The organism is Ruegeria sp. HKCCA5491, assembly GCF_013034565.1.
Taxonomy (GTDB): domain Bacteria; phylum Pseudomonadota; class Alphaproteobacteria; order Rhodobacterales; family Rhodobacteraceae; genus Ruegeria.
Map to the genome: position 1 here is coordinate 87,968 of NZ_WQGG01000007.1, position 20,202 is coordinate 108,169.

General features: G+C 56.2%; 20 protein-coding genes. 10 read left to right on the top strand and 10 right to left on the bottom strand.

Annotated elements, in window-relative coordinates:
* The first annotated feature begins 188 nt into the window (after positions 1-188).
* Positions 189-518 carry an Hpt domain-containing protein gene (locus tag GOV88_RS10890; protein WP_171240443.1) on the top strand — a complete coding sequence of 110 codons (330 nt, stop codon included), beginning with the start codon at positions 189-191 and terminating at the stop codon, positions 516-518.
* Here GOV88_RS10890 and ilvA read toward each other — a convergent pair.
* Together ilvA and GOV88_RS10900 are read right to left on the bottom strand one after the other, a co-directional pair.
* Entirely contained in the window at positions 515-1,741 is a 1,227-nt protein-coding gene (ilvA, locus tag GOV88_RS10895; protein ID WP_171240444.1) for a threonine ammonia-lyase IlvA, read from the bottom strand. The two genes, GOV88_RS10890 and ilvA, sit on opposite strands and share 4 nt — an antisense overlap.
* A gap of 59 nt (positions 1,742-1,800) precedes the next feature.
* Positions 1,801-2,586, bottom strand: coding sequence for a hypothetical protein (locus GOV88_RS10900; protein ID WP_254449219.1), 786 nt, complete (start codon positions 2,584-2,586; stop codon positions 1,801-1,803).
* A 118-nt stretch (positions 2,587-2,704) separates the two neighbouring features.
* Between GOV88_RS10900 and GOV88_RS10905 the strand changes: the two genes are divergently transcribed.
* The 4 genes from GOV88_RS10905 to msrA all read left to right on the top strand — a co-directional run bounded on the left by GOV88_RS10905 (position 2,705) and on the right by msrA (position 5,487).
* Positions 2,705-3,931: an argininosuccinate synthase gene (locus GOV88_RS10905; protein ID WP_171240445.1), complete on the top strand. Its 1,227-nt coding sequence runs from the start codon at positions 2,705-2,707 to the stop codon at positions 3,929-3,931.
* Positions 3,928-4,368 carry a DUF1810 domain-containing protein gene (locus GOV88_RS10910; protein WP_171240446.1) on the top strand — a complete coding sequence of 147 codons (441 nt, stop codon included), beginning with the start codon at positions 3,928-3,930 and terminating at the stop codon, positions 4,366-4,368. The genes GOV88_RS10905 and GOV88_RS10910 overlap by 4 nt, the downstream gene beginning before the upstream one ends.
* A gap of 77 nt (positions 4,369-4,445) precedes the next feature.
* On the top strand, positions 4,446-4,727 hold the full coding sequence (locus GOV88_RS10915; RefSeq protein ID WP_171123810.1) for an SCP2 sterol-binding domain-containing protein: 282 nt from the start codon (positions 4,446-4,448) through the stop codon (positions 4,725-4,727).
* Between the two features lie 88 nt (positions 4,728-4,815).
* Entirely contained in the window at positions 4,816-5,487 is a 672-nt protein-coding gene (msrA, locus tag GOV88_RS10920; RefSeq protein WP_171124105.1) for a peptide-methionine (S)-S-oxide reductase MsrA, read from the top strand.
* On the opposite strand, the gene GOV88_RS10925 is transcribed toward msrA, so the two are convergent.
* Together GOV88_RS10925 and GOV88_RS10930 are read right to left on the bottom strand one after the other, a co-directional pair.
* A complete protein-coding gene (locus GOV88_RS10925; protein WP_171240447.1) occupies positions 5,484-6,353 on the bottom strand; it encodes a ribokinase in 870 nt (289 codons plus the stop codon). The genes msrA and GOV88_RS10925 overlap by 4 nt on opposite strands.
* Positions 6,354-6,356: 3 nt before the next feature.
* Complete coding sequence (locus tag GOV88_RS10930) at positions 6,357-8,612, bottom strand: NADP-dependent malic enzyme (protein WP_171124101.1); 2,256 nt, start codon at positions 8,610-8,612, stop codon at positions 6,357-6,359.
* A 161-nt stretch (positions 8,613-8,773) separates the two neighbouring features.
* Here GOV88_RS10930 and mutS point away from each other — a divergent pair, with 161 nt between their 5' ends.
* Positions 8,774-11,389: a DNA mismatch repair protein MutS gene (mutS, locus tag GOV88_RS10935; protein WP_171240531.1), complete on the top strand. Its 2,616-nt coding sequence runs from the start codon at positions 8,774-8,776 to the stop codon at positions 11,387-11,389.
* 58 nt (positions 11,390-11,447) lie between these two features.
* Here mutS and GOV88_RS10940 read toward each other — a convergent pair whose 3' ends face one another.
* Together GOV88_RS10940 and hrcA are read right to left on the bottom strand one after the other, a co-directional pair.
* Complete coding sequence (locus GOV88_RS10940; protein WP_171123804.1) at positions 11,448-12,011, bottom strand: nucleotide exchange factor GrpE; 564 nt, start codon at positions 12,009-12,011, stop codon at positions 11,448-11,450.
* A gap of 10 nt (positions 12,012-12,021) precedes the next feature.
* The gene (gene hrcA / locus GOV88_RS10945; protein WP_171240448.1) at positions 12,022-13,086 is read right to left on the bottom strand and encodes a heat-inducible transcriptional repressor HrcA; all 1,065 of its coding nucleotides are present in this window, start codon (positions 13,084-13,086) and stop codon (positions 12,022-12,024) included.
* Between the two features lie 112 nt (positions 13,087-13,198).
* Here hrcA and rph point away from each other — a divergent pair, with 112 nt between their 5' ends.
* Genes rph through GOV88_RS10965 form a run of 4 tightly spaced genes read left to right on the top strand, consistent with a single transcriptional unit; the run spans position 13,199 to position 16,024 of the window.
* Positions 13,199-13,912: a ribonuclease PH gene (gene rph / locus GOV88_RS10950; protein ID WP_171124098.1), complete on the top strand. Its 714-nt coding sequence runs from the start codon at positions 13,199-13,201 to the stop codon at positions 13,910-13,912.
* On the top strand, positions 13,909-14,523 hold the full coding sequence (rdgB, locus tag GOV88_RS10955) for an RdgB/HAM1 family non-canonical purine NTP pyrophosphatase (protein WP_171123799.1): 615 nt from the start codon (positions 13,909-13,911) through the stop codon (positions 14,521-14,523). Before rph ends, rdgB begins: the two co-directional genes overlap by 4 nt.
* Positions 14,513-15,667 carry a radical SAM family heme chaperone HemW gene (gene hemW, locus GOV88_RS10960; protein ID WP_171240449.1) on the top strand — a complete coding sequence of 385 codons (1,155 nt, stop codon included), beginning with the start codon at positions 14,513-14,515 and terminating at the stop codon, positions 15,665-15,667. The genes rdgB and hemW overlap by 11 nt, the downstream gene beginning before the upstream one ends.
* 3 nt (positions 15,668-15,670) lie before the next feature.
* Complete coding sequence (locus GOV88_RS10965; protein ID WP_171123795.1) at positions 15,671-16,024, top strand: YbaN family protein; 354 nt, start codon at positions 15,671-15,673, stop codon at positions 16,022-16,024.
* Here GOV88_RS10965 and GOV88_RS10970 read toward each other — a convergent pair.
* From GOV88_RS10970 to mnmG, 4 genes are read right to left on the bottom strand one after another with little or no spacing between them, the layout of a single operon-like run.
* Positions 16,014-16,907 carry a ParB/RepB/Spo0J family partition protein gene (locus GOV88_RS10970; RefSeq protein ID WP_171240450.1) on the bottom strand — a complete coding sequence of 298 codons (894 nt, stop codon included), beginning with the start codon at positions 16,905-16,907 and terminating at the stop codon, positions 16,014-16,016. The two genes, GOV88_RS10965 and GOV88_RS10970, sit on opposite strands and share 11 nt — an antisense overlap.
* A 19-nt stretch (positions 16,908-16,926) precedes the next feature.
* The gene (locus GOV88_RS10975; protein WP_171123791.1) at positions 16,927-17,727 is read right to left on the bottom strand and encodes a ParA family protein; all 801 of its coding nucleotides are present in this window, start codon (positions 17,725-17,727) and stop codon (positions 16,927-16,929) included.
* On the bottom strand, positions 17,720-18,334 hold the full coding sequence (rsmG, locus tag GOV88_RS10980) for a 16S rRNA (guanine(527)-N(7))-methyltransferase RsmG (protein WP_171240451.1): 615 nt from the start codon (positions 18,332-18,334) through the stop codon (positions 17,720-17,722). Before rsmG ends, GOV88_RS10975 begins: the two co-directional genes overlap by 8 nt.
* Entirely contained in the window at positions 18,331-20,199 is a 1,869-nt protein-coding gene (mnmG, locus tag GOV88_RS10985) for a tRNA uridine-5-carboxymethylaminomethyl(34) synthesis enzyme MnmG (protein WP_171240452.1), read from the bottom strand. The genes rsmG and mnmG overlap by 4 nt, the downstream gene beginning before the upstream one ends.
* Positions 20,200-20,202: the final 3 nt, after the last annotated feature.

The window sequence follows — 20,202 nt, forward strand, 5'->3', positions numbered from 1 at the left end:
AAATCCAACTCTGACCTGGCTTCTGCTTGACTGACCTCTGCTCCCTAGCTGCACCCCCAGCGCAATAAGACTGTAGGCTTCGGCTGTTTAACATCAGGTGAAGGTTGATTTTTGCGTCGCTTAACCTGCCCTTTACCGGTACAACGCTACCAAAATCATGTCGCGGTTTTGTTTTGGAGATTTCGGGCATGATCAACTGGTCCAGGGTCAATCAGTTGCGGAACGAAGTGGGCAGCGCCGAGTTTGACGAGGTCGTTCAGATCTTTCTGGACGAAGTGCAAGAAGCGATCGACCGACTGGAACAGGACACGTTGCGGAAAGACTTGGAACAAAACCTGCATTTTCTCAAAGGCAGCGCCCTGAGCCTTGGGTTTGACCACTTCTCAAGGCTGTGCCAGGACGGTGAGCGGTCGGCGGCCTCTGGCCAAGCGGTCGAAGTCAACCTGCCTGAAATTCTGACCGCATTTGAAGAATCTCGCGCCCGTTTCTTGACCGAAAAGGCGCAGAACCTGACTTAGATGACAAACTGCGCCAGCGTTTCGTCGTCTGTTATGTCGGTATAGGTAAACCCCGCTTCGTCCAGATGCGCGAAAAGACGTGCAAAATTCTCGGGCTTCCGGGTTTCGATACCAATCAGGACCGAGCCGAAATTGCGCGCGGATTTCTTCATATACTCAAATCGGGCAATATCGTCATCCGGGCCGAGGATGTTCAGGAATTCCTTCAACGCGCCGGGACGCTGCGGCAAGCGCAGAATAAAGTACTTCTTCACGCCCGAGTAGCGCTGCGCCCGCTCTTTCACTTCGGGCAGACGCTCAAAATCGAAATTCCCGCCCGAGGTGACGCAAACCACGGTCTTGCCGCGAATGAAGCTTTGCACATCGGCAACCGCCTCAACCGCAAGAGCACCCGCAGGTTCCAGAACAATGCCTTCGACATTCAGCATTTCAATCATCGTGGCACAGATGCGATCTTCGGACAGGACCAACACATCCGAAAGATGGCGTGACTTGAGCAATTCAAACGGCTTGGCACCAATCCGACCAACCGCGGCGCCATCAACGAAATTGTCTACGTGGTCCAGCGAAACCGGGTGACCCGCCGCCATCGCCGCATGCAGGCACGCCCCACCTTTGGGCTCGACAAACAGGCAATGCGTTCGATCGCCAAACCACGTCGCCACACCTGATGACATTCCTCCACCCCCAACCGGCAGGATGACGTGGTCTGGCACGCGGCCCAGTTGCTCTTCGATCTCAACCGCAAGGGACGCCTGCCCCTCGATTACGTCCTCATCATCGAAGGGTGACAGAAAATAACCGCCCTGCTGCGCACACCACTGTTGCGCCGCTGCCAGAGTATCATCGAAATAGTCTCCGGACAGATGAACCTCGATATTGTCGCCGCCGAAGATGCGGGTTTTTTGAATTTTCTGCTGCGGCGTTGTCACCGGCATGAAGATCACACCGCGCACGTTCAGGTGTTTGCACATGAACGCCACACCCTGCGCATGATTGCCTGCGCTGGCGCAGACGAAAAGGTCATACCCCTTTTGCTTGCGCATGGCGTTGAACGCACCGCGAATTTTATATGACCGCACCGGGCTGAGGTCTTCACGCTTGAGCCAGATATCAGCCCCATAGCGGTCAGACAGGTGGGCATTCCGCTGCAAGGGCGTCGGCGGAAAAACCAATCGCATTTCCTGTTCGGCGGCGCGGGCACGGGTCATGAAGTCACTCATGACGGTTTCACTGCCGCATCACCGCCGAAAGCGCAAGGAATACATATGTGTACGAGCGGCTAGGTCAGTTCGCGCTTTTCGATGAACACACCGAACATCGTGGTCAAAATACTGACGTTGATCAGTGGCAACACCAAAGTACCGAAGAACAGGGTCAGCAAGATGCCCAGCAAGGGAATAAACGCGAGCGCGGTGAACGCAAGCTGCACCAGAAACTGAAACAGAAAGTTCACGATAAGAAGCAGGATGATTGCACCGCCCATTCCTTGTGTGCTGTTCCACGCATCCCTAAGCGTTACTGGATGGCCAATCGCAGCCGCTGGCAGAATGATCGAAAGGCGATAGAATGCAACGATCAGAAAAAAGGCGAAAGCGACCATTACCACCAAAGTCAGTGCGCCAGCTCCCATCGCGGCCATAACCATGCTTAGCGGCAAGAAGGCAAGGCCCATCAGCAGGCCCAACAGCAACACGCGCCCAAAATACGCGAGAATCCTGTCAAACCGGAAAGTCGGAAAAATACCGTGGGGGTATTCTTCCAGCAGGATAAAACGATGCCAGGACACGGCGATCCAGAACATCGTGATTATTCCCACGATGGCCACGCTTGCGACGAAGAACACCAGCGATCCGTATGACGTTCCCGGTGGCAAGGTACCGCTTTCCGGATCAAGCTGATCCCAGGGTATATCCAGAACCATAAACAGCGCGACGATGGCGGCGGTTGCCGCAAGTGCCGGCCCAAAGGTAACTTGCAGAACCTGCTTAATATTTCCAAAAACCATTCGCACGAAATGCACAAAAATCTGCCAGCCCAACATCGTAAAAACTGCCCTTTCAACCAATCCTTGTTCTCTATCCGTCCGTTTCACCTGAAATCGCTGCCTGCGTCAACGCAGATAACTTGCCCCCGCTTTCAAAACCCGTTAGGGGCCAATAGTTCTACGCATAAAGGGAAGTCAGATGTCCGCGCCCAAGAAAGTTGTTCTGGCCTATTCCGGTGGCCTTGATACCTCGATCATTCTGAAATGGTTGCAGACCGAGTATGGCTGTGAGGTCGTCACCTTCACCGCCGATCTGGGTCAGGGTGAGGAACTGGAGCCTGCCCGCCAGAAGGCCGAACTGCTGGGGATCAAGCCCGAGAACATCTATATCGAAGATATCCGCGAGGAATTCGTCCGCGATTTCGTCTTCCCCATGTTCCGCGCCAATGCGCAGTACGAAGGTCTGTACCTGCTGGGTACGTCCATTGCGCGCCCGCTGATCTCGAAACGTCTGGTTGAGATCGCGGCTGAAACCGGTGCCGATGCCGTGGCCCACGGCGCAACCGGCAAGGGCAACGACCAGGTTCGTTTCGAATTGGCAGCCTATGCTCTAAACCCTGACATCAAGGTCATCGCGCCGTGGCGGGAATGGGATTTGACCAGCCGCACCAAGCTGTTGGAATTCGCCGAACAGAACCAGATTCCGATTGCTAAGGACAAACGCGGTGAGGCTCCGTTCTCGGTCGATGCGAACCTGCTGCATACCTCGTCCGAGGGTAAGGTTCTGGAAGACCCCGCCGATATGGCGCCGGATTACGTCTATCAGCGCACCGTCCACCCCGAAGATGCGCCGAACGAACCCGAATTCATCGAAATCGGCTTTGAAAAAGGCGACGCAGTCAGCATCAATGGCGAAGCGATGAGCCCGGCCACCATCCTGACCAAACTGAACGAATATGGCGGTAAGCACGGCATTGGCCGTCTGGACCTGGTCGAAGGCCGTTTTGTTGGCATGAAGTCGCGCGGTATCTACGAAACGCCCGGCGGCACCATCCTGCTGGAAGCGCACCGTGGCATTGAATCCATCACCATGGACCGCGGCGCGATGCACCTGAAAGACCAGTTGATGCCGCAATATGCTGAGTTGATCTATAACGGCTTCTGGTACTCGCCCGAACGCGAAATGCTGCAAGCGGCCATCGACAAGAGCCAGGAACACGTAACCGGCGCCGTGCGGGTGAAACTGTACAAAGGTCTGGCCTCGACCGTGGGCCGCTGGTCGGATCACTCGCTCTACTCCGAGGCGCACGTCACCTTCGAGGAAGACGCGGGTGCGTATGACCAGACAGATGCGGCGGGCTTTATCCAGTTGAACGCCCTGCGTCTTAAACTGCTGGCAGCCCGCGACAAGCGTTTGTCCAAGTGACCGAAGACGACGGCATCGGTGATGAGCTTGATCTGTTCATCGAAGCGCAGGACACGGTTTGGTCCGACGTCCTGCGCGAGTTGAAGCAGGGGCAGAAAACCAGCCACTGGATGTGGTTCGTCTTTCCGCAATTGGCCGCGCTTGGCCGGTCCGACATGGCGCAGCTCTACGGCATTGAAGATCTGGACGAGGCGACCGCCTATCTGGATCACCCAGAACTGCGCAAACGCCTGATAGAAACAGCGCAGTTGATGCTGCTGCACAAGGGCCGCGATGCCACGGACATTCTGGGCGGGATAGATGGCAAGAAGTTGCGGTCTTGCATGACGCTGTTCTCATCCGTACCCGATGCCCCGCCGGAATTTCTTGCCGTTCTGGACGCATTCTATGACGGTCAGCGGTGCGAACGCACTGTCCAGCTTTTGCAGGGGTCATAGGCAGTGGTTCTCGTGGGGTCATCCTTGCCTGGCTAACCGGTTTAGCCTTACGCACAGGTCAACCGAGGAGAGATACCATGTTGCAGTCAATTGCGGACGACATTCAGAAAAACCTGGTTGGCAAAAGCTTCGAAGGCTCGTTGAAGTTCGATTGCGGCGATGACGGTGTGATCGTCCTGTCTGACAATCAGGCCACCACACAGGATCGGGAAACCGACTGCACCATCCGTATTTCGCAGAAGAACCTGACCAAACTGCTGACCGGCAAGCTGAACCCGATGACAGGAGTGGCTTTGGGCAAGCTCAAGATTTCGGGAAATATGGGCGTTGCGATGAAACTAGGGCAGTTGCTCGGATAAACTCCTCTCACCAGCGCGTGACAAACGATGTCAGGTGATTGCGTCGGGCAAAAAGACAAGGCAGCTTAATCTCAGAAGGAGACCTGCCATGACCCGCATCGCTTATCTCGACTACGTCAAACCGACGCTTCTTTTTACTTTGATCGCAATTGCCGCTCTGTTGCGAGCGACCCCGGCACCCGCCGCGGGAACCGAAACCCTGACGGTAGCCGGCGGGTGTTTCTGGTGTGTCGAATCCGACTTTGAATCCGTGAAAGGTGTGACAGGGGCAGTTTCCGGATTTACCGGCGGCAAAACCGCAAGCCCTACGTATGATCAGGTCTCCAAAGGGGGCACCGGTCATTACGAAGCCGTCCAGATCACCTTTGACCCATCGGTCGTTTCCCGTGAAACGCTGTTGAACCTCTTTTTCCGGTCCGTAGACCCTACCGATGCCGGAGGGCAGTTCTGTGATCGGGGGGATAGCTATAGAACCGCCATTTTTGTCTCTAATGCAGGCGAAAAAGCGTCTGCTGAACAGGCCAAGGCAGATGCACAACGTGCGCTGGGGCAGACCGTGGTTACGCCGATCCTGCAGGCTGGCACGTTCTATCCTGCCGACGCATATCATCAGGATTACTACAAAGGGTCCAAGCTGGTTCTCACGCGGTTTGGCCCCAAACGCCAACACAGCGCATACAAGGCTTACCGCAAAGCCTGCGGCCGGGACGCCCGTGTCAAGCAACTTTGGGGCGGCGACGCGCCATTTGCCGGATCCTAATCGAGCTTCGCGTCCCGGACCTCTTTCAAATCCGGGATGACATCTGCTGTACCGTGCCGCGTGACCATCAGGGCCGCGGCACGGTTTGCTTGGGAAATCGCCTGCGGGATCGGCATCCCGCGATCCATCCCGGCCAGAACATAGCCGGTAAAGGTATCCCCCGCGCCGGTCGTATCCACAGGCTGCACTTTATAGGCCGGGAAATCCGACGTCGCAGCGCGATGATGGTACCGCGCGCCTTTTGATCCCAAGGTGACAATTACATGCTCGACCTTCAAATCCGAGACCGATTGACCGGTGGCTTGACGCAGTTGATCGGCCTCAACTTCGTTCAATATCAGGAAATCCAGATAGGACAGCACGGCCTGCACCGCATCGGCCTGAAACGGGGCTGCGGCATAGCAGACAGTCAAACCCATCTCACGACCCATCTTCGCGGCCTCAACCTGAAGATTGGTTTCGTTCTGCATCACCAGCAAATCACCGCGCGAAGCTGAAGACAGCGCCTGCCCCAACTGATCCTGCGAGATTGCGTGGTTCGCCCCCTGAAACAGGATGATGTTGTTCTCACCTTCGGCATCCACGGCAATGATGGCGTGACCTGTCGGCACGTCGACCTGGGCGATATGGCGTGTGTCCACGCCATATTCCGTCAAACGATCCAACGCCCAGCGCCCATCCGACCCCACGGCCCCAACATGCGACACCTGCGCCCCGGCCCGCGCCGCCGCCACGGACATGTTCGCGCCTTTGCCGCCCAGACAACGATCCAAACGGTTGGCCGAGAGCGTCTCCCCCGGCCCGGGAAGGTGCGGTACGTCGTAAATCATGTCCGCGTTGATCGAGCCGAGGTTCCAGATCGTCATCGCTTATCCAATGTCACAAGACGCCAGGATAGCCATGTTCAAGATGTCATTCGCCGTCGAAACGGTCGAGCAGATCTGAATCGGCTTGTCGACACCTGACAGGATCGGACCGATGACCGTAGCACCGCCCATTTCCTGCATCAGCTTGGTCGAGATCGACGCCGAATGGCGCGCGGGAACGATCAGGATATTTGCCGGGCCTGTCAGACGCTGGAATGGATAGCTGGCCTGTTGATCCACATTCAGGGCTACGTCGACGGTCATCTCGCCCTCATATTCGAAATCAACGCCACGCTGGTCCAGAACCGCAGGCGCACGGTGCATTTTTTCAGCCCGCTCCGACATCGGATAGCCGAATGTCGAAAAGCTGACGAAGGCCACGCGCGGCTCGAGCCCCATGTGGCGCGCAACGGCGGCCGAGCGCTCAGCGATGTTGGCCAGATCATTCTCGTCAGGCCATTCATGAACCAGTGTATCGCCGATCAACACGATCCGCCCCTTGTGCAATAACGCCGTTACACCAGCCGCGCCATGCGCCGCGTCCGCGTCGAACACGTGATTGATCCGGTCCAGAACATGCGCCGACTTGCGCGTGGCCCCGGTCACAAGACCATCGCCATGCCCATGCGCAAGCATCAGCGAGGAAAACACGTGACGGTCCCGCGCGGCAAGGCGGTGAATGTCCTTGCGGTCGAAACCCTTACGCTGAAGCCGATCGTACAGGAAGTTCGAGTAGGTCTCGAGATGCGCGGTATTGGCAGCGTTTACCACCTCAAGCTCACGCACGGCATCGCCCAGACCGGCCTCTTCCAGCTTGGCCTTTACGTCATCGGCACGCCCCACAACCAGCGCCTTGCCAAAGCCCGAACGCTGATAGGTGACAGCCGCGCGCAGCACGCGGGGATCGTCGCCCTCGGCAAAGATCATCCGGCTTTGCGCCTGACGCGCCCGCGCATTAAGGCCCCGCAGAATGCTGGCGGTCGGGTCCATGCGGGACTTGAGGCTCAGCTCATAGGCATCCATGTCGATGATCGGACGCCGCGCGGCCCCGGTATCCATACCGGCCTTAGCGACGGCAGGTGGAATACGGTGGATCAGGCGCGGGTCAAACGGCGTAGGGATGATATAGTCGCGCCCAAAGGTCAGCGATTTGCCATAGGCCATCGCAACCTCATCCGGCACATCCTCGCGCGCCAGGTTGGCAAGCGCGTGGGCACAGGCGATCTTCATCTCATCATTGATGGCGCGGGCATGGATATCCAGCGCGCCGCGGAACAGATAGGGAAAGCCCAGAACATTGTTCACCTGGTTCGGATAGTCGCTGCGCCCGGTGGCAACAATGGCATCAACACGAACTTCGTGCGCCTCTTCCGGGGTGATCTCGGGGTCGGGGTTGGCCATGGCGAAAATCACCGGGTTATCGGCCATCGACGCAACCATATCCTGCGTCACGGCCCCTTTGACCGACACGCCCAGAAACACATCCGCGCCCTTCATGGCTTCTTCCAGCGTGCGCAGTTCGGTCGTGATCGCATGAGCCGATTTCCACTGGTTCATACCTTCGGTCCGACCCTGATAGATCACGCCCTTGGTGTCACACACGATGCAGTTCTCGTGCCGCGCGCCCATTGACTTAAGCAGTTCGATACAGGCGATCCCCGCCGCACCCGCACCGTTCAGAACAATCTTCACATCTTCGATCTTCTTGCCCGAAATATGCAGCGCATTCAGCAAGCCCGCCGCACAGATCACCGCTGTACCATGCTGATCGTCGTGGAAGACGGGGATATCCATCTCTTCCTTGAGGCGCTGTTCAATGATGAAGCACTCGGGCGCTTTGATGTCTTCAAGGTTGATGCCGCCAAATGTTGGCCCCATCAGGCGGACCGCGCGACAGAACTCATCCGGATCTTCAGTGTCCAGTTCGATGTCGATCGAGTTCACGTCGGCAAAACGCTTAAACAGAACGGCCTTGCCCTCCATCACCGGCTTGCCGCCCAGCGCGCCCAGATTGCCGAGACCCAGCACAGCCGTCCCGTTCGAGATCACGGCGACCAGATTGCCCTTGTTGGTATAGTCATAGGCAGTCTCGGGTGCTTCGGCGATAGCTTCACAGGGAACGGCCACGCCAGGGCTATAGGCCAATGACAGATCGCGCTGCGTGGTCATGGGAACGGTGGCCTGCACCTCCCACTTGCCGGGGGTGGGGTCCAGGTGAAAGGCCAGCGCCTCTTCTTTGGTGATCTTCGCTTTGGGCATCTTATCGGTCGTTTCCATGAATTCGGGGCTGTTGCGTCATAGCGCAGGCGAGGCTGCGCCTCAACGACAATACGTTTTCACCTTTCGTCGCGGTTGGGGGATTTGTAAGGTCGCCACCGGAAGACGCCAAAAGGGGGCCGCTTTTGTCCACAGTCACGCCAATGATGGCGCAATATCTTGAGATCAAAGAGGCCCATTCAGACGCCCTGCTGTTCTACCGCATGGGTGATTTCTACGAGATGTTTTTCCAGGACGCGGTGAATGCCGCCGAGGCGCTGGACATCGCCCTGACCAAACGCGGCAAGCACAATGGCGAGGATATCCCCATGTGCGGCGTTCCCGTTCATGCGGCCGAGGGCTATCTGCTGACGCTGATCCGCAAAGGCTTTCGCGTGGCTGTGTGCGAGCAGATGGAAAGCCCGGCCGAAGCCAAGAAAAGAGGCTCTAAATCAGTGGTTCGGCGGGATGTTGTGCGTCTGGTGACGCCCGGCACACTGACCGAGGACGCCCTGCTAGAGGCCCGTCGCCACAATTTTCTGGCCGCCTACGCCGAGGTTCGTGATGAAGCCGCGCTGGCCTGGGCCGATATTTCGACCGGAGCGTTCCACGTGATGCCTTTGACCTCGATCAGGCTTAGCCCCGAACTGGCGCGGCTTGCTCCGTCCGAGCTGATCGTGGGCGACGGGATGGAGCAGGCGTTAAATGAAACCGTCCGCGATCTGGGCATTTCGCTGACCCCGATCGGACGCGCCAGTTTCGACAGCACTGCGGCGGAAAAACGCATCTGCGGGTTGTTTCACGTGGGCGCTTTGGATGCGTTCGGGTCATTTGGGCGCGCCGAAGTGTCGGCTATGGGCGCGCTGGTCGACTATCTTGAGATCACGCAAAAGGGCAAACTGCCCCTGCTGCAAACGCCGCTCAAGGAATCCGAGGACCGCGTGGTGCAGATCGACGCCGCCACGCGCCGGAATCTGGAGCTGACCCGGTCGCTCTCCGGTGGGCGCGCCAGATCACTGCTGTCAGTGGTTGACCGTACCGTAACCCCGGGTGGTGCCCGGCTGCTGGAACAGCGTCTGTCCAGCCCGTCCCGCAATCTGGACGTGATCCACGCCCGGTTGGACGCGGTAAGTTTTGCCGCCGAAGACAGCCTGACCACCTCGGACTTGCGCGAGATCCTGCGCAAAACCCCTGATTTGGACCGTGCCCTGTCGCGCCTGTCGTTGGAGCGCGGAGGCCCCCGCGATCTGGCTGCCATTCGCAATGGGCTGACACAGGCATCGGCGATCGCTGAATTGTGCGAAGGTCAGGATCTTCCGGTCCTGCTGGCAACCGCAGTACAAAACCTTGTCGGCTTTGATGATCTACTGAACCTGCTGGACGAGGCGCTTGTTGCTGAACCACCCTTGCTTGCGCGCGATGGTGGCTTCATCGCCCCCGGTTTCGATGCCGAACTGGACGAAGCGCGCACGCTGCGCGACGAAGGTCGATCCGTCATAGCCGGGTTTCAGCAAAAATACGCAGAGCACACGGGCATCACATCGTTGAAGATCAAGCACAACAACGTGCTGGGCTACTTCATCGAAACCACGGCCACTCATGCCGAAAAAATGCTGAACCTACCGTTCAGTGAAACCTACATCCATCGTCAGACCACTGCGAACCAAGTCCGGTTCACCACGGTAGAACTGTCCGAGATCGAAACCCGCATCCTGAACGCCGGAAATCTGGCTTTGGAAATCGAAAAGCGGCTCTATCAAAGGCTTTCTAGCGAAATTCTGTCCCTCGCGGCCCGCCTCAACCAAGCGGCCCGAGGGTTGGCCGAACTGGATCTGACTACTGCTCTCGCTGATCTGGCGCGCGCAGAAAACTGGTGCCGTCCGCAGGTCGACAATTCGCGTGCATTCGGCATAAAAGGGGGTCGCCACCCGGTTGTAGAACGCGCGCTCCGCCAGCAATCAGGCGATGCCTTCATAGCCAACGACTGCGACCTGAGCGCCGATCAGGGTTCAGCGATCTGGCTGCTGACTGGTCCCAACATGGCCGGTAAATCAACCTTCCTGCGCCAAAATGCCCTGATCGCCCTGCTGGCCCAAATGGGCAGTTACGTTCCCGCCGAACGGGCCCATGTCGGCTTAGTTAGCCAACTTTTCAGCCGAGTGGGAGCGTCAGACGATCTGGCGCGGGGGCGTTCGACTTTCATGGTCGAAATGGTGGAAACCGCCGCAATCCTCAATCAGGCCGACGACCGCGCGCTGGTGATCCTCGACGAAATCGGGCGCGGCACCGCCACCTATGACGGCCTCTCTATCGCTTGGGCCACACTGGAACATCTGCACGCCGCCAACCAATGCCGCGCGCTGTTTGCCACCCACTACCACGAACTCACCGCCTTGGCCGGAAAACTCGAAAGCGTCGACAACGCCACTGTCGCTGTCAAAGAATGGGAGGGCGAAGTCATCTTCCTGCACGAAGTCCACAAAGGCGCCGCCGACCGATCTTATGGCGTGCAGGTCGCGCAATTGGCTGGGCTTCCCGCATCCGTGGTCGACCGCGCCCGCGTCGTGCTGGACCAATTGGAAAAAACTGAACGTGAAGGCGGAAAGCAAAAGGCATTGATCGACGATCTCCCCCTATTCTCAGCCGCATCACCCCCGCCGCCGCCCGCGCCAAAAACCTCACCAGTCACGAATATGCTGGACGACATCCTGCCCGATGAACTGACACCCCGCGAAGCGCTCGACCTGATCTACAAACTGAAAGAGGCGGCCAAATCCTGACCACCCCTTCTTCTGTTCAAAAATACTTCCGCCGGAGGCTTGGCCTCGCAGAGGTCAATCAGCTTGCTGGTGTTGAAGAAACGCCCACCTGCGCCGGACGCAGCAAACGGTCGTGCAGCATGAACCCCTCAGCCGAGACCTGAATGATATCGCCAGCCTTGGTGCCCGGAACAGGGGCCTCGAACATGGCTTCGTGAAGATTGGGATCAAACCGGTCGCCGACTTCGGGTGTGATCACCTCGATCCCGTGTTTCTGGAACACGTTCGTCAGTGCGCGCATGGTCAGCTCGACACCTTCGATCAAACCGGCAGCAACCTCTTTCTGCTCGTCGGTTGCGGCCTCAAGCGCACGTTTCATGTTGTCATATACCGGCAGCATATCGCGCGCCAGCTTGGACCCGCCATACTGCTCTGCATCCCGACGCGCTTTGTCGCCCCGTTTGCGCGCGTTTTCAGCATCAGCCAGTGCGCGCATGAACTTGTCCTTGAAATCATCACGCTCAGCGCGCAGGGCATCAATTTCCAGCGCCTCTTCACTGATTTCAGCAAACTCCTCGGCCAACTCTTCTGCCTCGGCTGTTGCGATATCGTCCAGAAAATCTTCGTTTTTGGGTTCCGCCATCTCTTACCCTCTAGCTCCGGTCGGAAATAAGCTTGCCGACCAGTTGCGCCGTATAATCCACGATCGGCACGATCCGTCCATAGTTGAGTCGTGTGGGTCCAATAACCCCGACCGCACCGATTATCTTTCGATCAGCGTTCATATATGGAGACACCACCAAAGAGGAACCCGAAAGTGAGAAAAGTTTGTTCTCAGAGCCGATAAAAATGCGCACACCCTCGCCTTCCTCGGTCAATTCAAGGAATTCGGCAATATCGCGCTTACGTTCCAGGTCATCAAACAAGGTGCGGATTCGATTCAGCTCTTCCGTTTGACCGGGTTCATTCAGCAGATTCGCGCGTCCACGCACAATCAATCGCGCTGAATCGCCTCCGTCTCCGTCCCAGGCGGCAATGCCGCTCTCGATCATCTCGCGCGCCAGTACGTCGATTTCCTGCTTACGGGCGTCAATCTGCGTCTGCATCTGCCGGCGGACTTCGCTTAGCGTTCGCCCCTCGATCAGCGCGTTCAGAAAATTCGCGGCCTCTCGCATCGAACTGGGTGTCTGTCCCGGCGGAGGAGTAAACAGCCGGTTTTCGACAGTTCCATCAGCAAAGACCAGCACGACGAGGGCGCGGTCATGAGCCAGAGAAACAAACTCGATATGCTTGATCTCGGATTCCTGTTTGGGCGTCAAAACCAATGAGGCACCATGGGTGACATGTGACAAAGCCGATCCCACACGATCCAGCATACCGCCCACATCGCCTGCGTTAGAGCCTAAAGTCTCATCCAATTTCTGCCGATCATCTGCCCCCAGATCGCCGACCTCAAGCAGCCCGTCGACAAACATCCGCAGTCCTTGCTGCGTAGGAATCCGCCCCGCGCTGACATGGGGGCTGTCCAACAGGCCCAGAAATTCCAGATCCTGCATCACATTGCGCACGGTCGCGGCGCTGACTTTTTCCGACAAGGTGCGGGTCAGGGTGCGGCTGCCCACCGGTTCTCCGCTATCCAAATAGCTTTCGACGATCAGCCGGAAAACCTCACGCGACCGGTCGTTCATCTCGTTCAGAATTTTGCTCGCTTCGCTCATCGGCGGTCCCCTGCTGGATCATCATTAAATCGCAGGCAAATGAAAGGTCAATCGGGGTTGCATCGTAACGCCACGGGGCGGTATCCCCAACCCAGCAAACAAAGGATTTTCCATGCGACCCTCAGGACGTAATCTAGACGAAATGCGCGCTGTTTCCATCGAGACAGGTTTCACCAAACATGCCGAAGGTTCCTGCCTGATTAAAATGGGCGATACCCATGTGCTGTGTACCGCCACGATCGAGGACCGCGTACCGCCCTTCATCAAAGGCTCGGGCCTGGGTTGGGTGACAGCGGAATACGGGATGCTGCCCCGCGCAACCAACACACGGATGCGGCGTGAGGCGGCAAGCGGCAAACAAGGTGGCCGCACCGTGGAAATCCAGCGCCTGATCGGCCGGGCGCTACGCGCTGGTGTCGACCGGGTTGCTTTGGGCGAACGTCAGATCACCGTCGATTGTGACGTGATCCAGGCCGATGGCGGCACGCGCTGCGCTTCGATCACCGGGGGCTGGGTCGCGCTGCGTCTGGCTGTGAACAAGCTGATGAAAGCGGGTGATGTAATTTCTGATCCGCTGGTCGATCCCGTCGCTGCTGTGTCCTGCGGCATCTACGCAGGTCAGCCGGTTCTAGATCTGGACTACCCCGAAGACAGCGAAGCAGGCGTTGATGGCAACTTCATCATGACCGGCTCGGGCAAGCTGATCGAAGTGCAGATGAGCGCTGAAGGTTCCGTCTTTAGCCGCGCGCAGATGGACCAGCTTATGGATCTGGCCGAAAAAGGCGTCGGTGAACTGGCCGCCACGCAAAAGGCCGCCACCGCATGACCCGCAAGTTCGACGGTGACAGGCTGCTGGTCGCCACGCATAATAAAGGCAAGCTTGAGGAGATGGCGCATCTGCTTGAGCCCTTTGGCGTGACCGTGGTCGGAGCGGCAGAGATGAACCTGCCCGAACCGGACGAGACCGAGGATACATTCGTCGGCAATGCACGCATCAAGGCGCATGCCGCCGCCAAGGCCACCGGCCTGCCTGCCCTGTCGGACGATTCAGGGATTACCATTGATGCGTTGGACGGCGCGCCTGGTGTTTACACCGCCGATTGGGCTGAAACCGGTAATGGCCGCGATTTCCTGATGGCAATGACCCGCGCGCATGATGAGCTGGAAGCAAAAGACGCCCCGCACCCCCGCGCCGCTCAATTCCGATGCACTCTGGTACTGGCCTGGCCCGACGGTCACGACGAAGTGTTCGAGGGTATAGCCCCGGGCCATCTTGTCTGGCCGATCCGGGGTAAAGACGGGTTCGGTTATGACCCGATGTTTGTCCCTGACGGCCACGATATTACCTTTGCCGAAATGGATCGCTGGGAAAAGAACAAGATCAGCCATCGCGGCCGCGCGGTTGAGATGTTCGTGAAGGGCTGTTTTGGCGGATGATTGGCGCAACGGGGGCTTTGGCCTGTATGTGCATTGGCCCTTTTGCGAGGCCAAATGCCCCTATTGCGACTTCAATAGCCATGTTTCCAGAAATATTAATGAAAAACAATGGCTTAACAGCTATTTAGGCGAATTGCGACGCTCCGCCCTGGAAACGCCAGATCGGGTGCTGAATACGATCTTTTTTGGCGGTGGTACGCCGTCCTTAATGCATCCAGACTCCGTAGCCGCCATTATTGATGAGGCCCGCAGCCTGTGGCGACCTGCCAATGACATGGAAATCACGCTTGAGGCCAATCCCGGTTCGGTTGAGGCCGGGCGGTTTGCTGCCTATCGCGACGCTGGGGTCAACCGGATCTCGATGGGTGTACAGGCGCTGAATGACGATGACCTACGCAGATTAGGTCGAATCCACACGGTCGCTGAAGCACAGGCAGCGTTTGATATCGCCAGAACTTGCTTTGACAGAGTCAGCTTTGACTTGATCTATGCCCGCCAGCACCAAACCCTGGCCGCTTGGCGTGCTGAACTGACCCAAGCTTTGTCCATGGCCGTCGACCACCTGTCCTTGTATCAACTGACCATCGAAGACGGCACCGCTTTCGGCGACAGATATGCCGTTGGGAAATTGCGCGGCCTGCCCGAGGATGACAGCGCAGCCGACATGTATCTTGCAACACAAGAAATTTGCGAAGCCCACGGCCTGCCTGCTTATGAGGTTTCTAATCACGCCCGACCGGGGGCAGAATCCCGGCACAATCTGATTTATTGGCACTATGGCGATTACGTTGGCATCGGTCCCGGTGCCCATGGCCGAATTACGCTTGGCGATAGAAAACTGGCGACTGAAACCCACCTGATGCCGAACACTTGGCTGGACGCTGTGCGTAACGGCAGTGGAGAGCGGGAAAGAACCGAGCTTTCAAATCAGGATCAAGCAGTTGAATACCTTATGATGTGCCTAAGGCTAAAAGAAGGTCTATATATAGATCGTTATGAAGCCTTGTCTGGTTCTTCATTGCCGCAAGCAAAATTGGACGATCTGAGTGCCATCGGTATAATCGAACAGGTAAGCGGACGGGTCATCGCCACCAAAGATGGGCGTGCAGTATTGAACTCCATAATTCGCGAATTGTTGGGATAAGACATGCAATACGTCTGGGCGGCATTGGGATTGTTGAGCGTTGCACTTGCCGTCGTCGGCATCGCCCTTCCATTGCTACCGACCGTTCCGTTCCTGCTGTTGGCCGCTTTTTTCTTTGCACGCTCGTCTTCCCGGCTTCACAACTGGCTGATCACGCACCGGGTCTTTGGCCCGATGATCCTGGATTGGCAGAGTTCCGGTGCCATCCGTCCCGCAGCAAAAAAGGCGGCAACCCTCTCGATTGCCGCCGTTTTTGGAATTTCGATTATTCTCTCGGTCCCGAATTATGTATTGGCAATTCAGGCGATTGTCTTGGGGGGTGTTCTAACCTTTATCTGGACTCGGCCTAGCGGCTGAGCTTTGCACAAAGATCGTCAAGCTGGTCCAGATTTTCATATGTCAGAACGACCTGCCCGGTTTCTGTCCCAGACTTGTGGTTGATGGCCACTTTCATCGCCAAGATAGCAGAAAGGTCTTTTTCAAGCGCCCGCGTATCGGCGTCTTTACCTGCATCCAGATTTCTGGATTTCGGCGTAGCTTTAACCGGGTCGGCCTGCTCTTTTTTAACAAGCGCTTCGGTCGCACGAACCGACAATCCGTCGCGTACCACGATCTTCGCCAATTCAGAGGGGTTGCTTGACGTAATCAACGCCCTTGCATGCCCTGCAGAAAGCTTACCTTCGACCACCAATTGCTGAACATCCATCGGCAACGACAGCAAACGAAGAAGATTCGCAATGTGACTGCGGCTTTTGCCAAGGGCCTCGGCCAGCTTTTCCTGCGTGTGCCCGAAACGATCCATAAGCTGCTTGTATCCGGCCGCTTCTTCGACAGCATTCAAGTCAGCTCTTTGAATATTCTCAATAATCGCAACTTCCAACACTTCGGTATCGTCGAAATCACGAACAATGACAGGAATATCATGCAGTTGCGCCATTTGCGCAGCACGCCAGCGGCGCTCACCCGCGACAATCTCATAGTCGCCTTCCGCAATCTCGCGGACGATCAGCGGCTGAATAATGCCCTTTTCCTTAACCGAAGCAGCAAGTTCATCCAGTTGTTCACGCGAAAAGGTACGGCGCGGCTGATTTGGGTTCGCATGAAGTTTTTCGATCGGAACCTTCATGTCCGCACGCCGCGGTTCAGATGGGCGCAACCCTTCTGTTTCCTGCGTTACGTCGGCCATCAAAGCCGATAGACCGCGGCCCAATCCCCTAGGTTTTGTTTTCTTAGCTGCCACTGGACCCTCCTACTGCCACTTATGCGGCTTTCTTGTTCTTGTGCATGACTTCGCGCGCCAAATGCCGATATGCCATCGCCCCCAGAGATCCGGAATCATATTGAAGTACAGGCAATGCGTAAGACGGCGCCTCACTGACCCGCACATTTCTGGGTATTTTGGTTTTAAATACCATCTCGCCCAGATTGTCACGCGCGTCTTTTTCGACCTGACGGGACAAGTTGTTGCGGTTGTCATACATCGTCAACACAACACCTTCGATCCGCAGGTCCGGATTGGCAGTTTGGCGGACCTCGCGAATAGTCAGCATCAACTGGGACAAACCTTCCAACGCGAAGAACTCACTCTGCAATGGAACAAGCACAGAATGCGCCGCGACCATCGCATTGACGGTCAACAAATTAAGGGACGGTGGACAATCTATCAGGACATAGTCCAGCTTGAACTGGTCAACTGACGTTTGCCGCAGCGCGTCGTGCAGCAGATAGCTTCGCTTTTCGTTGGAAATAAGCTCAATATCGGCTGAACTCAGGTCGACTGTGGCAGGGACCACGTATAAGCCGCCAATTTCAGTCTCCTGAATGACGGCTTCCAACGGGGCGTCGTCCAATATCAGGTCGTAGGTTGTCCAATCCCTGTCTTCAACGCCCAGACCTGTTGACGCGTTGCCCTGAGGATCCAAATCAACCACAAGAACGCGGCATCCGGCTTCGGCCAATCCCGCTGCAAGATTTATCGCAGTCGTCGTCTTCCCAACCCCACCCTTCTGATTGGCTACCGCAATAATCCGGGGCCCTGAGGGACGAGACAGATCAACCACGTGATACTCCTTTGATTTTAAGGATAACGGCCTGAGGTTCAGTTAAACTTGTAATCGGCTCGGCTTGGAAATTCCATTCCTTGCGCGCGTCTTCCAGTTCTTTTTTCCACGTTGCGCCTTTCGGCAACAGAGCCGTTCCAGAACTGCCTAAATGCCTGTCACAAAAGGACAATAAGACCGTCAGATCTGCTAAAGCACGCGCAGATAGGACATCCGCACCCAAGGGATCCACGGTTTCGATTCGTTTGGAAACAACGGAACACTTTGCACCACATTCCCGCGCCACTGTTCGCAAAAAGGCGGATTTCCTTTGATCACTTTCCACAAAAGTGAACTGCGCATTCGGGTTCTCTTCTATTGCCATGATCGCGCAAACCATTCCGGGGAACCCACCCCCGCTTCCCAAGTCCGCCCAATTCTGAAAGAATTCAGTGCAACGATATACCTGGATAGAATCTTTTATGTGCCGCGTCCAAATCTCGGGCAGGCTATTTCGGGAAACCAGGTTAATTTTCGGATTCCATCGCTTTACCAACTCAACATATTTGGCCAAACGCTCAAATGTTTCACGTGAAACATCCAAATCGCCAAATTGCACGTCACTCATGCCTTGCGGACCTTTTGTTCGCGACGCAGTTTCGCAAGAACAAGCGTCAAAGCGGCCGGAGTAACTCCTTCAACGCGACTGGCTTGCGCTATATTCTCTGGTCGCGCATTCGACAACTTTTGCTTCATCTCTGAAGACAAGCCATCCAGAGCGAAATATTCGAAATCCCTTGGAATTTCATGAGATTCGTCGCGCTTCATAGCTTCGACGTCCCTTTGCTGGCGCGCAATGTAGTTTGCGTACAGGGCATCCCTTTCAACCTGCTTCTGGATTTCAGGATCTGTATCCCCCAAGCTTGGAACCAGTGGTATAAGATCCCCAAACGAAACATCCGGGAATGCGAGAATAGCCATCCCATTTCGCCTATTTCCGTCCTGATTGACGCTGATACCAACTGATCGCATGTCTTTTGGGGTATAAGTCCTGTCCATCAGAATGGATTTTACCGCCGTCAATTTTTCCATCTTGTCGGAAAAGTGGCGCTCTCTAACGTCCCCTACGCAACCGATTTTCAAGCCAATCGGTGTTAACCTTTGATCTGCATTATCTGCGCGTAACGACAGTCTGAATTCCGCACGAGACGTAAACATACGGTAAGGTTCTGCTACTCCGCGCGTCGTCAAATCGTCTATCATTACACCGATATAGCTATCTGCACGCGTGAAATGAACCGGATCCCGATCAAATGAAAACAAGGCGGCATTCAAACCGGCGACCAAACCCTGTGCCGCGGCTTCCTCGTATCCAGTGGTACCGTTAATCTGCCCCGCAAGATATAGGCCCGAGATTTCCGGAACGGACAGGGATGAAGTTAAAACGCGCGGATCTACATAATCATATTCAATCGCGTAACCCGGTTGCAGAATTTCTGTATTCTCTAGCCCCTTAATGGACCGGACATATTGAAGTTGAACATCCTGGGGAAGCGATGTCGAAATCCCATTCGGGTAGATCGTATGATCATTAACACCTTCAGGCTCAAGGAATATCTGATGAGAGTCCTTATCGGCAAACCTGACTATTTTATCCTCAATTGAAGGGCAATACCTTGGGCCAACCCCATCAATATGCCCCCCGTACATTGCTGAACGGCTTAGGTTTTTCTCAATAATTTCATGCGTTCGCGCATTTGTATGCGTTATACCGCAAGAAATTTGGGGGGCCACAACAGACTTAGACAGAAATGAAAATAATGTAGGTTCATCATCTCCATCCTGGCGCTCCAGATCGGACCAGTCGATCGTGCGGCCATCAAGTCGGGGCGGAGTACCTGTTTTCAATCTTCCCAACGGAAGCTGAAAACTGTCTAAGCGTTGCGCCAATTTAACTGACGGATTGTCCCCCATTCTTCCGCCAGGGCGGGAAACGTCTCCAATATGTATCACACCCCGAAGGAACGTACCGGAAGTAAGTATGACTGCCTTGGCTCGAATCTCGGAACCATCTGCCAATCTGACTCCGCGCACGCTCTGCCCTTCCATCAGAAAATCGACAACTTCGCCTACCACAATCGAAAGACGTGGCTGGGCGTCGGTCTCTTTCTGCATCGCTGCGCGATACAACGCGCGGTCCGCCTGTGTCCTCGGCCCTTGAACTGCGGGTCCTTTGCGCCGATTCAACAGACGGAATTGAATTCCGGCTTTATCCGCTACACGGCCCATAACTCCGTCCAGGGCATCAATCTCTCTCACTAGGTGACCTTTTCCAAGGCCTCCAATCGCTGGATTGCAAGACATCACCCCGATGTCAGAAGCAGACAAGGTGACAAGCGCCGTTTCCGCCCCCATGCGGGCAGATGCATGTGCAGCCTCAGTTCCGGCATGACCCGCGCCGATAACAACAACATCAAAGTCTGAATGTTTCACGTG

Coding starts and splice junctions, on each gene's coding strand:
- rsmG (WP_171240451.1), bottom strand. CDS start 18,334: ATGAGTGACGTGCAATTTGGCGATTTGGATGTTTCACGTGAAACATTT.
- hrcA (WP_171240448.1), bottom strand. CDS start 13,086: ATGAGCGAAGCGAGCAAAATTCTGAACGAGATGAACGACCGGTCGCGT.
- GOV88_RS10915 (WP_171123810.1), top strand. CDS start 4,446: ATGTTGCAGTCAATTGCGGACGACATTCAGAAAAACCTGGTTGGCAAA.
- mutS (WP_171240531.1), top strand. CDS start 8,774: ATGATGGCGCAATATCTTGAGATCAAAGAGGCCCATTCAGACGCCCTG.
- rph (WP_171124098.1), top strand. CDS start 13,199: ATGCGACCCTCAGGACGTAATCTAGACGAAATGCGCGCTGTTTCCATC.
- ilvA (WP_171240444.1), bottom strand. CDS start 1,741: ATGAGTGACTTCATGACCCGTGCCCGCGCCGCCGAACAGGAAATGCGA.
- GOV88_RS10925 (WP_171240447.1), bottom strand. CDS start 6,353: ATGACGATCTGGAACCTCGGCTCGATCAACGCGGACATGATTTACGAC.
- GOV88_RS10965 (WP_171123795.1), top strand. CDS start 15,671: ATGCAATACGTCTGGGCGGCATTGGGATTGTTGAGCGTTGCACTTGCC.
- GOV88_RS10930 (WP_171124101.1), bottom strand. CDS start 8,612: ATGCCCAAAGCGAAGATCACCAAAGAAGAGGCGCTGGCCTTTCACCTG.
- msrA (WP_171124105.1), top strand. CDS start 4,816: ATGACCCGCATCGCTTATCTCGACTACGTCAAACCGACGCTTCTTTTT.
- rdgB (WP_171123799.1), top strand. CDS start 13,909: ATGACCCGCAAGTTCGACGGTGACAGGCTGCTGGTCGCCACGCATAAT.
- GOV88_RS10905 (WP_171240445.1), top strand. CDS start 2,705: ATGTCCGCGCCCAAGAAAGTTGTTCTGGCCTATTCCGGTGGCCTTGAT.
- GOV88_RS10890 (WP_171240443.1), top strand. CDS start 189: ATGATCAACTGGTCCAGGGTCAATCAGTTGCGGAACGAAGTGGGCAGC.
- GOV88_RS10940 (WP_171123804.1), bottom strand. CDS start 12,011: ATGGCGGAACCCAAAAACGAAGATTTTCTGGACGATATCGCAACAGCC.